We start from the raw sequence: 12,902 nt of genomic DNA on the forward strand, positions 1-12,902 counted from the left end.
GAAGAGAGAGCCCTTCCACCGCCGGCGGACCCAACGCAAGGCCCCGACCGCACCTCGGCCACCACGCTTCCGGCACCCGTGCCACCACAAGCCCCGCCCCGATCAACCGGATGCGGCCCGAACCCGTCAAAGCCGCCCGCCAGGCTGGCCACCGCCGCCGCGCCCCGCGTAAACGCCTCACCAAACCCCCACGGCTCAGCCGTCAGGGGGTGATGGCCTCGTACAGACGTCTGGCCTCGTGCAGCACCAGGCTCGACCCCTTGCGCGCCGCCATCTCCGCCAGCCCGAAGATCTCGCCCTTCGCACCCGCGAGAACAGCCGCCCGCACGGCGACCCCCAGCAACTCGCCCAGCCCGGCACGCGGCCGCTCACCGGGGCCGGGCAGCAGCAGCGGCAACGCCACCGCCAGCGCCCGCCACACCTCGGCATGCGCACCCGCCGCCGCCAGGTCGTCCAGCGCCACGGTGATCCGCTTGAGCGTGACGAACTCGTGCCGGACCAGCTCCACGACCGCCCACCCGACCTCGGCGGCAGGGAACTGCCCGCGTGCGGCCAGCGTCAGCGCCGCCTCGGCCGCCGCCGCCCGCTGCGCGTCCCACCGGTGCGCCAGCCCGCCCGCGACCGCCACCGCGGTGGCGGCGCCCACAGGTCCTTCACCCTGGGCAAGGGCCGCCAGCGCGGCCATCCTGAAATCGTTCGAGGCAGACAGCCAGGGCATGCACCGCACCAGCCAGCCGGCCACGATCTCGCGGTGCGAGGGCATGATCAGCGGCCACCACACGGCATCGCTGCGGTCGGAGAGATAGGTGGAGCGCGCCTCCGACCCCCACAACTCCGCCAGCCAGGCCGGCAGCCCCGCAGGCGGCACGACCTTCACCAGAAGCCGGTAGGAGCCGCTGCGCAGGCCGTAGCCCGTCCGCTCCTGCCGGCGCACCTGGCAGTCCACGGAAGGGTCGGGCCACCCGCCGTCACGCAACCACGCGGCCAGCACCCGACCCGCCTGCGACGGCAGCTTGTCCGCCCGTACGAGCAGCTCAGGATCGACGTCCCGGGGCAGCCGCAGCAGCGCCTGCTCGAAGTCGGCCGCAAGCGGCTCGGCATCCCGCAGCAGCTCCATCCGCCCCACCAGGGACGCGGCGTCGACATGGCCGGTGGCCGCGGTCGGCGTCGCCAGCAGCCCGGCAAGCGTCCCTCCACCCTCCAGGAGCGCGATCACCTCCTCCAGGCGGCGCCGGAGCAGCCGCTGGGCCGGCCAATCACCGCAGGCGTGGTAGGCGTACGACTCCGCCACAGCCGCGCTCAGCCGCCGGCTCTCCTGCGGCGCCACGACCGCCAGCGCGCAACGCGCCAGCAGCGTATGGACGCCGCGATCGTGGACATGGCGGTCGAACACGTACACGTTCGGATCGTCGGCCTGCGGCCGGCTCTCCTCCCACCACGGCCGCAGCGCCGCCACCATGCCGTCACGGTCACGATGGGTCAGCTCGACGATCCCCGCCAGCACCCGCTCACACCGCTGCGGCTCCTCCGACCAGCCCAGCGCCCGCAACTCGGCGACCAGCTCGGCCGGGGAGGCGAACGGCGGCGCGAGGGCGGGCAGCTCAGGCGCCCGCAGGACCCCGGCGACCGGCTGCTCCGGCTCCGCCGAGGCGATCGCGCCGTAACCGGCGGCCACCCGCTCACGCAGGCCGGCGGGCAGCCGCGCCGCGGCCTCGCGGACCGCCTCCCGGCCGGCGTCGCCCGCGTGCGGGGCCAGCTTGACCGCCAGCCGCACCGCTCGCTCCCGCAACGCAGGAGTGTCGACGTCGAACAGGATCGCCAGCGCCGGCACCCCGCCGCCGCCCCGCGGCGCGGGCGTCCGCGCCAGCCACCGCACGACCGACTGCAGCAACTTCTTCTCCGGCCGGTACGCCAGCGCCCCCACGGCCTCGGCGAACAGCTCCTCATCCAGCAGGCCCGCACTCTCGGCCCGCTGCAGCTCCTCCAGCGCCAGCTCCGCCAGCACCAGGGAGGCCGACGGCAGCAGACGGACGAACTCCAGGACCGGAATCTCCTCCGCCAACGGCCGCAACATCCGCCACAACCGTACGAACGGGGCAATCTCCTCGGCCGGGCCGCCGGCCAGGAACCGGCCGGCGCAACCGTCGATCAACGTCCCGCGCGGCACCCGGCCCTCGCCGGCCAGCACGACCAGCTCGCCCAGAACGCTCCGGCCCACCCCCCGGCTCTCGTCCACGGCCAGCGGGCCGGCCACCCCCTGCGCCTGGAACAAGCGCGGCAGCAAGGCAGCGAGCAGCGGATCGCCGTCCAGGCGACGACCGTCGGCGTGCCGCCGCAGGACCAACCGCCAGACCCACCCGACGACGAAAGCGTCATCGTCCGGCGGCTCGAGGCCCGTCTGCGACATCAGCGCGGCAGCAACGTCCCAACCGGGCACGCCCTGGCCGCGCCGCCACCTGCCGCCGGCGGGCGGGCGCAGCCGCTCCGCCAACCGGACGGCCAGGTCACGACGCCACTCCACAGGGCGGCGCCGCAGCAGGAACACCAGCCGCTCGGCGTCCCGCTCAGGGTCACGCACCCAGCGCAGCTCCCTGCGGTTCAACCACGCCGCCACCTGCTGCGCCCCCGTGAAGCAGGCCGCCCCCGCCAGCCGGAATCCGGGCGCCAGGCCCTCGATCTCCCGCCGCGCCTGGAACCCGCCTCGCAGCTCCTCGGCCAGGTGACCCGGCAGCTGCACGGCGACCGCCCGCCGGCCCAGGTCGCTCAACCCGTCCAGGAACGCCGCCAAATCCTCCTCGTCGCCCTCCTCGATGCGGTCGAGGACCTCCTGCCAGGGATTCATGCGGACACCTCGTCCCACCGGGCACCGTACGCCGTCGCCGCGATCCGGCAGGCCCGCCACAAACAAGCGATCATGACGCGGACCCTAACCGCCGGCTCCGACAATCCGGCCGGCACTTCCCGCCAAGGGATCGGGCGCAAAGGTCAGTGAGAGGCGTCGCGGACGGCCCTCCCGGCGCTGTGGGATGGGGCAGCCGGGCCTGGGTGCCTGGGAAGGCCGCGAGAGCCGGGGCCGTTGTCCATGAACTCGCCGGCATCGACGATGTCAGTACCGGCGGCACGGTGGAGCCGGGCCCTCGACGACGGCGTAAATGGCCTCGAGGCCGGGTTTGACGTGGCGTATGGCAGCGCGTCGAGCAGGACGCGGCCCGGCCGGTGCGCAGGCAGACGAAGGAGCGGGCCGGCCTCAACCCTTGACGGCCTCCGCAATCTGCAGGGCGGCCTGGGCGGGCGTGAGATGCGTGGTGTCGACAACCTCGGCCTCGGCGTGTAGCCACGTGCGCGCCGCCTCGGCGTAGGGCTCAAGGTACTGGAGACGGAACGGGGAAGGGCCAAGAACAGTGTCCCCCTCGATCCGCCCGCGCAGCGTGTCTTGATCAGCGTGGAGGACGAAGTGCCGTACCGGAATGGCGTGGTGGGCGAGGCCCGTGCTGATCTCCCGCCAGTACTGCTCGACCAGGACAGTCATGGGGATCACCAGAGTGCCGCCGGTGTAGTCGAGTACGTGGCGGGCGGTCTCGACGACGAGCGGCCGCCACGGCGGCCAGTGCTGGAAGTTGCCCGTCCAGGGCAGCCCCGGCGTGATGTCCGTGAGTGTCTCGCCGACCTTCTCGGCGTCGAACACCCGTGAATCCGGGATCAGTGGCTGCACGAGCGCACTGGTCGTCGTCTTGCCTGCGCCGTGGGTGCCGTTGAGCCATACGATCATGGAGCCCAACGCTAGCGCAGCGGGCACAGCGGAAATCCGGTACGGCTTCGGCGTCGTCCCGGTGGCCGACGACGGTCCGAAGCGCTGGCCGTCGAAGGCCTTGCGGCCGCGGGTGGCGAGCGTCCCGGTGATCAGGCCGCCCTCGGGCCGCCCGGCCGCGGGTGGCGAGCGTCCCAGTGGTCAGGCCGCCTGCGGGCCGCCCAGTTCGCCGGGCCCCGCCCGCGTCACCGCGAACGCCGCACCGCGCTGTCTCCCGGCCCTGCTCCGGGTGGTGGGTCCACGCGCTCGAGCCGGGTCCAGCCCGTCCAGCCGCGCTCCTTCAACAGCTCGATCAACCGGCGGGCCGGCGGCGCCGTGTCGAACGCCAGATCGTCCATCAACTGAACGAACGGCGGCTCGACGCCGGCCACGTCGACGTAGTCCTCGCCCTGCTCGTCGGCCATCCGCGTGATGTAGGCGGCCAGCTTGTCCGCCAGCTCGACCAGCCCCGGATCACCGGCGCTGCGGTCGAGAGCCCGCCCCAGCGTGAGATAGAAGTCGACGAGCTGCGGATCGGCGATCTGCTCCCGCTTGCGCGCCACCCACTCCGCGACCCGCTCGGGGGAGTGCGCGGCCAGCGGGATCCAGCCGTCACGCTCGACCGCCACGATCCGCTCGTCGACCCCGAGCGCCCGCAGCCGCTCGAGAAACTCGACCACCTCCGGCGGCAGCACCAGCTGGTCCCCGGCGGCCAGCCGGGCGATCCGCTCCCGCAGCCGCTGCCGCTGCGCGATCTCCGCCCGCAACCGCCGGTCGATGTCCGCGACCGCCGCGGCGAACTCCTCCTCATCGGCCCGCAGCAGCTCCCGCACCCGCGCCAGCGGAACCCCGGCCGCGGCGAGCGTCCGGATCTTGATCAGCTCGACCACGGCGCCGGCGTCGTACCTGCGATAGCCGGAGCGGTCCCGCTCCGGCTCCGGCAACAACCCCTTGGCGTGATAGTGCCGCACCGCACGCACCGTCACCCCGGCATACGACGCCAGCTCGCCGATGGTCAGCATCAGATCAGTCTCCTAGCTCGCGGCGCGCGTCCGGCACAAGCGCCGCGAGCACCGCTTCATACCGCCCGAGTACGTCACCGCACGCCGATCCCCGGCAGCCACCGGCTGGAATCGCTCCGGCAGCCGCCCGGCCACATCCTCGGCGCGACGCCGATCGAGGTGACGACCCGGCGAACCCGGCCCGCCCGGCGTCCGCGGGCAACAACGCGGGCAACAACGCGGGCAGCAGCGCGGGCAGGATCCGGACCGCGGTGGTCTTGCCGGCCCCGTAGGACCCCAGCAGGCCGAAGACGGTGCCTGCGGGAACGATCAGATCTGCCCCGGCGATCACCGGACGCCTGCCGTGGCTCCGCCACCTCGATCCTCATGGTCATGGCGACCATGCTGAGAGATTGACCCTGCGTCAAGGTCAACCACCCCGGCCGCGCATGACCTCCGAGGGCGACCGGCCCGAAGCCGACGATGCTGAGCGCTCACGAAAAGACCCGCGGCCATGCGGAAGCGGCGGGGGAGAGCACCGCCACCTTCCCGGCCCGCAGGTCAGGTAGGGGCGGGAGTGGAGCGCGTGGCCAGGTGGTCGAGCGAGATGCCGAGCACGTCGGCCAGGGCGGCGATCGTGAAGAACGCCGGCGTCGCGATCCGGCCGGTCTCGATCTTGCGAAGGGTCTCGGCCGACATCCCCGCCGCAGCGGCGACCTCGACGATGCTGCGCTCGCCACGGGCCCGGCGCAGCACCAAGCCGAGCTGCTCGCCACGCAGCCGCTCCTCGGGGGTCAGCGGAGGTCGTACCATGACACCCACTCTATACCCACCGATACAAATACCGGTATAGTTATCGCTCCCATCGAGCGCGGCCCGGGAGACCACCTCACCGGCCGCGCAACAACGGATGAGCACGCATCGCCACCTCCAGCTCACCCGGCAGCTCATCCCGATACCGCCCCAACGTCGCCAGATCGCTGTGCCCCAGCACCCGCCGCACCGCGTCCATGTCCACCGCATCGGCCAGCAAATGCGTCGCCGTCGTATGCCGCAACCCATGCGGCGTCACCGAACGCTGCTGATCAGGATCCACCCGGCGCTGCACCCGATCGATCACCGCCTGCACATCGCCCCGCGCCAGCCGCCGCCCCCGCCACGACAACAGCAGCGCCTTCTCGGCCACCGCCGGCCGCCCCCGCGCCAGATACTCCTGCAACACCCCCGCCACATCATCCGGCAACGGCACATCCCGCGTCCGCCCGCCCTTGCCGAAGATCCGCCAATACCGCACCCCGTCGTTGGTGAAGAAATCCTCCACATTCGCCCGCACCAACTCCGACACCCGCGGCCCCACCGTCGCCAGCAACAGCACGATCACCGCATCACGCAACTCCGTACGCTGATCACGCCGCTTGCCCTCGGGCGGGGGATCGTCCCCCAACGTCCGCGCCGCCCCGATCAACCCCTGCGCCTGCTCCCGCGTCAACGCCCGCCGCTGCGGCCGCAACCCCCCACGCTCCTTCGACGTCACCGTCGAAGCCGTCATCGGATTGATCTGCACCCACCCCGCCAGCGTCGCATGCTTGAACAACGCCGAGATCGACCGCCGAAAACGCGCCTGGGACGACGGCGACTGCCCCCCGGCCGGAGTACGCAACCGCCCATCCGGCCGGCGGGCGAACGCCAGCAGCAGCGCATCCACATCCGCGCCGGTCAGATCGTCCAGCACCACATCCGCGCCGGCCAACTCCACCAGCGTCGCCACATCCCGCGCATACACCTCCGCCGTCGACGGCGACAACGCCCCCGTCACCGTCCGCGCCCGCACCAGCTCCACATAGCGGTCAGCCGCCTCCGCCACCGTCAACCGGTCGAGCTCCGCAGGCCGCACCGGCCACCCCTTCCCTCGCGCCACGAAGAACCAAGCACGACGGTAGCGGCAGGCACCGACAGAAACACCCGTCCGGGACCGGCGCCTCAACACCGAGGCGCCGGTGCCAGGGCGAGCGCCCTAGATGTCGCGGAAGGTCTCGATCCGCGCCCCCAGAGCGTTCAGCCGCTCCGCCAGATCCTCATACCCGCGGTTGATCACGTACACGTTCCGCAACACCGACGTGCCCTCCGCCGCCATCATCGCCAGCAGCACCACCACCGCCGGCCGCAGCGCCGGCGGGCACATCATCTCCGCGCTGCGCCACCGCGTCGGCCCCTCCACCAGCACCCGATGCGGATCCAGCAGCTTCACCGACGCCCCCAGCCGCGTCAGCTCCGTCAGATAGATCGCCCGATTGTCGTAGACCCAGTCATGGATCAACGTCGACCCCTGCGCCGAGGCCGCGATCGCCGCGAAGAACGGCACATTGTCGATGTTCAGCCCCGGGAACGGCATCGGATGGATCTTGTCGATGGGGGAGACCAGCTTCGACGGCCGCACCGTCAGATCCACCAGCCGCGTACGACCATTGGCCGCCGCGTACTCCCGCCCCCGATCGCAATCGAGGCCCATCTCCTCGAGCACCGCCAGCTCGATCTCCAGGAACTCCACCGGCACCCGGCAGATCGTCAGCTCCGACGACGTCACCACCGCCGCCGCCAGCAGGCTCATAGCCTCCACCGGATCCTCAGAGGGGGAGTAGTCGACATCCCGCTCGATGTCCGGCAGCCCGTGCACCGTCAACGTCGTCGTCCCCACCCCCTCCACCCGCACGCCGAGCTGCTCCAGGAAGAAGCACAGATCCTGCACCATGTAGTTGGAGGAGGCGTTACGGATCACCGTCACCCCGTCGTGCCGCGCCGCCGCCAGCAGCGCGTTCTCCGTCACCGTGTCACCTCGCTCGGTCAACACGATCGGCCGCGACGGCGCCGCCCCCCGATCCACCCGCGCGTGATAGAACCCGCCCGTCGCCGTGATGTCCAGCCCGAAATGCTTCAGCGCCGACATGTGCGGCTGCACCGTACGCGTCCCCAGATCACAGCCCCCCGCATAAGGGATCTGGAACTGCTCCGTACGGTGCATCAACGGCCCCAGGAACATGATCACGCTCCTGGTACGGCGCGCCGCCTCCGTGTCCATCGCTTCCAGCTCCAGCCGAGCCGGAGGAACGATCTCCAGATCGCTGCCCTCGTTGATCCACCGGGCCCGCACCCCGATCGAGGCCAGCACCTCCAGGATCCGGTAGACCTCCTCGATCCGCGCCACCTTGCGCAGGATCGTCCGCCCCGAGTTCAGCAACGACGCGCACAACAACGCCACGCACGCGTTCTTCGACGTCTTGACATCGATGCTGCCTGACAGCCGGCGGCCGCCCACCACCCGCAGATGCATCGGCCCCGCATACCCCAGCGAGACGATCTCACTGTCGAGCGCCTCACCGATCCGGGCGATCATCTCAAGACTGATGTTCTGGTTGCCGCGCTCGATCCGGTTGACCGCGCTCTGCGACGTCGCCAGAGCATCCGCCAGCTGCAGCTGCGTCCAACCACGGTGCTGGCGCGCATCCCGGATCAACCGGCCGATCCGTACAAGGTAATCATCTGACACAACACGAGACCATATCTCACATATGAGATGCCCCAGCCCCAGCAGGCGCCGACGCGCCGGACAACTCACTATGACGCACCAAATGCTCCGGAGTCGCCTCAGCCCGCACCTTGTGCACAAAAGCCCGCCGCGCCGCCCGGAACTCATGCCGATCATCGAACATGTCCCGGCTCATCTCCGCCAGCTCCTCAGCCCGGTACGCGTCCAACGGCCTACGCCGCTCATCCACCTCCCGAGCCTGCCGCCGACCGGCAAGCAGCCGATCATATCCCGGATCCGCCGCCAACCGCTCCGCGTACTCCAGCACCCGCCGCTCGAAGTCCGACCGCGAACCCCCCAGCATCCGATCCGCCAACCCCAACTCCACCGCCTCAGCGGCACCCACCGGCAACGCCTGCCGCGTCAACCGCCGCGCCGTCTCCGCCCCCACCCGCCGCGGCAACACATACGTCCAGAACTCACTCCCGAACAACCCCATCGTCCGATAATGCGGATTCAGCACCACCGAATCCCGGATGATCACCCGATCCGCCCCCAGACCCATCATCACCCCACCAGCACCCGCATTCCCCGCGATCGACGTCACCACCAGCTGACTCGTACACCCCACGATCTCCCGGCACACCCCATTGATCGCATTGATATTCATCCACGCCTCCAACTCCGGATGACGCGACGCCTCGATCACATTCAGATGAATACCGTTGGAGAACGTCTCCCCACCCCGCACCACCAACACCCTCGTGTCCTGCGCCACCGCATACCGCAACGCCGACGCCAACCGCCGACACTGATCCGACGACATCGCCCCGTTGTAGAAGTCGAAACTCACCACCCCCACACCATCACTACGGTCATACGTGATCTCGCTGTACCCCGAACGCTCCGGCGCCGAAGCCACCCGATCACCCAACGCCAACGCAGCCGGAAGCTTGATCGCCCCCTCCTGCTCCAACCGCACATGCCCCACCCACACCGACCCATCACCGGTGTTCACCAGCACAGCACCCTCACGCCGCGCCGCCACCTCACCCGGCCGCCCCCCAAGCTCCGGACCCCGATACACGTCGAACACCCGCACCGGCACCTCACACAACACCGACCGCCCACCAGGCGCACCATCAGCCGCCCGCACCCGCCGAACGATCTCCTCCGTCGACTCCTCCCACGAAAACTCCCGATCAGAGTGCCGCATCGCCCGCCGCAACCGCCCCCGCACCTCCGGCGACCGGTAATCCAACGGCACCGGCGCAAAAGACGGATCCGCCGCCTTGGCAGCCACCTCCACCACCAACTCCACCGCCGCATCCGCCACCGGCCCGTTGTACAAAGCCGACTTACGCGGCGCCTCCGACGGCATCGCAAACGTCCGAAAACCCCAGATCGGACCCGCGTCCATCTCCTCAACCGCCTGCAACGCCGTCACCCCCCACTCGGACTCGGCCTCCAAAATCGCCCAATCCAGCGACGACGGCCCCCGGTCCCCAGGAGGACCCGGGTGAATGATCACCGTACGATGCGTCCGCCACAGCTGCTCAGGCACCCGATCCTTCAGGAACGGGCAGATCACCAGATCCGGCTTGGCCAGCTCGGCCGCCTCCACCATCGCCTGCTCCGACACGGCCAGCTCGACGCCGACGTCATGACCGGCCCGGCGCAACTCCAGCCAGCAACGCTGGGTCAGGCCGTTGAACGAGGAGCACAGCAGCAAGATACGCAACGGGGGACTTCTTTCCAGGCAAGGAGAACGACACGGAGTTCAGGGGCAGGGGACCGCTAGCGGGAGGGGCGTTCCATCCGGCCCCACGCATTTAAGACAGTCCCATATGGCCCATACATACCTTTGATGCTGACACGGATCGTCCACTGCTGGTGACGGTTCTCCGCAAAAACCCGCCCTGACCAGCCCCAATTGACCCACTTTGCCCGAAACATCCGCTGTGGTGGGAGCGCGACCGTACGTGACGCCCGAAACGAAACCCCCCATCCGGGAGCTCCAACCCGGGGGAGCGGGCCGCGAGAGGAGGCCCTGCGCGGCCATGACGCAACCCGCGCAGCCTCGACGGCGTCCGCGACTGCCGCCATCCTGCGAGCGCGTCGGCGGGAGCGGACACGGGGGAATGGCGTGACCTGACGTCGCAGCCCTTTAGGCGCTGTTTGCTGCTTTATATCCCATACCAGACAGAATTCAGCTTCTGTACGGTATGGGATGAAATGTCGAGTTCAGGGCCGGGAGGGGGTCACAGGCGCTTGACGAAGCGGGCGGCGGCCCGCTGGCTCATGCCGGTCTCGCCGCGTACGAAGAACACGGCTTCCTGCATCTGGCCGAGCGCCTTGAGCTCGCGGGCTTGATCAACCATGTCCATGCTGACGCCGGGCCGGTTGCGCGGGTTCCTGGTGAGCCGGACGGCCAGGATGATCAGCCAGATGGCCAGGGCGGTGATCACGCCTGTGAGTGCGACGAGACCGGGGGTTGTGATCTCCAAGGCGGGCATGTTAAGGCGTCTTCCCACGCTCGGACGGTTCATGCCGATTGCTTGATAATGAACATTATGTCAAGTAGCAGCTTTCGGGAGGGGTCTGCCGCTCCCCTCGGCGGGTGGGACCGGTGGGTCTGATGGGATTTTTTCCCGGCTGCGCGGTCGGGTTCCAGCCGGTGGGTCGGGGGCCGGTTTCGGGGGTTGAGCGGGGGTTTCGTGTTCTCGCGCGGTGGTATGGCGGGCTTCCCTGGGCGCTTACGGAGAGTTTGACGTTCTGTTGATTCGCTGTCCTTGGCGCGAGGTGTGGTTTTAAGGTGGAAGTCCTGCTATTCGCGCCGCGAGAGGAGCAGCACGTGGGGAGCCAGTCGGTGTTATGCCCGGTGTGTCAGGGGGTCGTGCCTGCGACGGGTAAGGAGGCATACACGCCGCTGCGGGGGCGCCTCATTCTGACGAACGGTTACTGCGCGGGTGGGTGCGCGGAGCGGCGTGCTGAGGAGCAGTCCCAACAGCAGTCCCAACAGCAGACGCAGCAGATGGTGCGTCCGGAGCCGGCTGCGGCGCCTGTGCCTGTGCCGGTGGCGGCTGCCATGCCGGTGCGGACGCCGCTGCGGGTGGTGCGCTGATCGTTCAGGCGTGTTTGTCCCGCGCGGGGGTGCGGGGGCCGGCTGTGCGGGCCGGTGGCCGGGTGCGGGGTGACCGGGGTTATTGGTGGCCGTCGGCGGTGTGCCAGTAGTCGCGGGTCTCGGTGGCGAGGCCGTCGGGGTCGAAGCGGGCGAAGACGCAGCCTGCGAGGGTGATGGGGCGGCCGTTGTCGTGGGCGTGGACGCGGAATTCGATGGCGGCCGTGTCGCCGTCGACGATGGGGTCGGCGAAGGTGACGTGGGGGTTGGTCTCGCCGGTGAAGGACCATTGGATGTAGTCGGCGATGGCTTGTTTGCCCTGGTGTGGGGGTCGGAAGGGCATGCTGGTGTGGACGGCGTCGTCGCGGTAGAGGGTGATGATGGCGGCGGTGTCGTGGTGGGTCCAGCCGTGTTGCCAGGTGTCGGCGAATCGTTGGGCGGCCGTTCGGGTGTCCATGGTGCCCATTGTGGGGTTGGCCGGGGTGCGCGGGTGGGGGTTTGCGCGGGGTCGAGGTGGGTGTCCGCTCCCCCGTGGCGTCACGCTGGAGGAATGTCCATGTCCGGCTGGGAGGGTGGCCCCGTGGCGTTCCGCTCCCCTGCGGTGTCACGCTCCCCTGTGGTGTGACCAGGGGTGTACGGCGGTTACGGCGGTGATGGGCAGGGGCCCGTACAGGTGGGGGAAGCCGTTTTCGAGGCGGACGTCGAGACCTGTGGGGTCGATGTCGAGGATGAGCAGGGGTTCGGTGACGTGGGCGTAGAAGGTGGTGTGGACGCCGCGTAGCTGGGTCAGGTCGCGGCTGCAGTGGATGAAGCCGATCTCGTCGAGGGTGTGGCCGAGGGTGGAGATGCGGTACTCCCCCGCTTTCTGGGCGGTTTCCCAGTCGGTGCGCAGGGCCAAGTGGTGGATCATGGGGTCCATTCGGCGTGGAGGATGGCGTAGATGGTTTCGCTGGTCCATTCGCCTTTGACGTATTCGTTGTCGATGAGGGTGGCTTCGCGGCGCATGTGGAGTTTTTCCAGGACGCGGGCGGAGGCGGTGTTGCGGGCGTCGAGGCGGCCGGTGATGCGGTGCAGGCCGAGGTCGTCGAAGCCGAGGCGGAGCATTTCGCGGGCGGCTTCGGGGGCGTAGCCGTGGCCGTGGTGGTCGGGGTGGAGGATGTAGCCGATTTCGCCCTGGCGGTGTTGCCTGCTGGTCCAGATGAGCAGGGTTTGGCCGATGAGCCGGCCGGTGTGGCGCAGGGTGATGGCCAGGTCGATGGCGTCGCCTTCGTCGTGGAGGGCGGTGCGGGTGGCCCTCTTGTCGAGGAAGGTTTTGGCGGTGTCGCGGTCGCGGGGTTCCCAGTAGAGGTAGCGGGCGACGTCGGGGCGGGATTCGTAGGCGTGGACGGCGTCGAGGTCGTGGGGGGCGAAGGGGCGCAGCAGGAGGCGGTCGGTGATGATCGGGTAGCGGGGTTTGAGCACGGAGGAAGT

General features: G+C 69.9%; 11 protein-coding genes. All 11 read right to left on the minus strand.

Annotated elements, in window-relative coordinates; translation table 11 throughout:
• Positions 1-202: 202 nt before the first annotated feature.
• The gene (locus ACFKCF_RS54025) at positions 203-2,842 is read right to left on the minus strand and encodes a DUF6493 family protein (protein ID WP_394504271.1); all 2,640 of its coding nucleotides are present in this window, start codon (positions 2,840-2,842) and stop codon (positions 203-205) included.
• 405 nt (positions 2,843-3,247) lie between these two features.
• Entirely contained in the window at positions 3,248-3,769 is a 522-nt protein-coding gene (locus ACFKCF_RS54030) for an ATP-binding protein (protein ID WP_394504273.1), read from the minus strand.
• 224 nt (positions 3,770-3,993) lie between these two features.
• The gene (locus ACFKCF_RS54035; RefSeq protein WP_394504275.1) at positions 3,994-4,809 is read right to left on the minus strand and encodes a MerR family transcriptional regulator; all 816 of its coding nucleotides are present in this window, start codon (positions 4,807-4,809) and stop codon (positions 3,994-3,996) included.
• Positions 4,810-5,349: 540 nt separating this feature from the next.
• Positions 5,350-5,601: a helix-turn-helix domain-containing protein gene (locus ACFKCF_RS54040; protein WP_394504277.1), complete on the minus strand. Its 252-nt coding sequence runs from the start codon at positions 5,599-5,601 to the stop codon at positions 5,350-5,352.
• A gap of 76 nt (positions 5,602-5,677) precedes the next feature.
• Positions 5,678-6,682: a tyrosine-type recombinase/integrase gene (locus ACFKCF_RS54045; RefSeq protein WP_394504278.1), complete on the minus strand. Its 1,005-nt coding sequence runs from the start codon at positions 6,680-6,682 to the stop codon at positions 5,678-5,680.
• Between the two features lie 120 nt (positions 6,683-6,802).
• Positions 6,803-8,401, minus strand: a complete 1,599-nt coding sequence (locus ACFKCF_RS54050) for a helix-turn-helix domain-containing protein (RefSeq protein WP_394504318.1) — start codon at positions 8,399-8,401, stop codon at positions 6,803-6,805.
• Positions 8,349-10,052, minus strand: a complete 1,704-nt coding sequence (locus ACFKCF_RS54055) for an enoyl-CoA hydratase-related protein (RefSeq protein ID WP_394504280.1) — start codon at positions 10,050-10,052, stop codon at positions 8,349-8,351. The genes ACFKCF_RS54050 and ACFKCF_RS54055 overlap by 53 nt, the downstream gene beginning before the upstream one ends.
• Before the next feature lie 520 nt (positions 10,053-10,572).
• Entirely contained in the window at positions 10,573-10,827 is a 255-nt protein-coding gene (locus ACFKCF_RS54060) for a hypothetical protein (protein ID WP_394504319.1), read from the minus strand.
• A 687-nt stretch (positions 10,828-11,514) separates the two neighbouring features.
• Positions 11,515-11,889 carry a nuclear transport factor 2 family protein gene (locus tag ACFKCF_RS54065; RefSeq protein WP_394504282.1) on the minus strand — a complete coding sequence of 125 codons (375 nt, stop codon included), beginning with the start codon at positions 11,887-11,889 and terminating at the stop codon, positions 11,515-11,517.
• Positions 11,890-12,036: 147 nt separating this feature from the next.
• Complete coding sequence (locus tag ACFKCF_RS54070) at positions 12,037-12,342, minus strand: DUF952 domain-containing protein (protein WP_394504284.1); 306 nt, start codon at positions 12,340-12,342, stop codon at positions 12,037-12,039.
• A complete protein-coding gene (locus ACFKCF_RS54075) occupies positions 12,339-12,893 on the minus strand; it encodes a GNAT family N-acetyltransferase (protein ID WP_394504285.1) in 555 nt (184 codons plus the stop codon). The genes ACFKCF_RS54070 and ACFKCF_RS54075 overlap by 4 nt, the downstream gene beginning before the upstream one ends.
• Positions 12,894-12,902: the final 9 nt, after the last annotated feature.

The organism is Nonomuraea sp. JJY05, assembly GCF_043496855.1.
Taxonomy (GTDB): domain Bacteria; phylum Actinomycetota; class Actinomycetes; order Streptosporangiales; family Streptosporangiaceae; genus Nonomuraea.

Excerpts from the sequence above, each read along its gene's own strand:
- ACFKCF_RS54025 (WP_394504271.1), bottom strand. The coding sequence starts at position 2,842 with ATGAATCCCTGGCAGGAGGTCCTCGACCGCATCGAGGAGGGCGACGAG.
- ACFKCF_RS54030 (WP_394504273.1), bottom strand. The coding sequence starts at position 3,769 with ATGATCGTATGGCTCAACGGCACCCACGGCGCAGGCAAGACGACGACC.
- ACFKCF_RS54035 (WP_394504275.1), bottom strand. The coding sequence starts at position 4,809 with ATGCTGACCATCGGCGAGCTGGCGTCGTATGCCGGGGTGACGGTGCGT.
- ACFKCF_RS54040 (WP_394504277.1), bottom strand. The coding sequence starts at position 5,601 with ATGGTACGACCTCCGCTGACCCCCGAGGAGCGGCTGCGTGGCGAGCAG.
- ACFKCF_RS54060 (WP_394504319.1), bottom strand. The coding sequence starts at position 10,827 with ATGCCCGCCTTGGAGATCACAACCCCCGGTCTCGTCGCACTCACAGGC.
- ACFKCF_RS54065 (WP_394504282.1), bottom strand. The coding sequence starts at position 11,889 with ATGGACACCCGAACGGCCGCCCAACGATTCGCCGACACCTGGCAACAC.
- ACFKCF_RS54070 (WP_394504284.1), bottom strand. The coding sequence starts at position 12,342 with ATGATCCACCACTTGGCCCTGCGCACCGACTGGGAAACCGCCCAGAAA.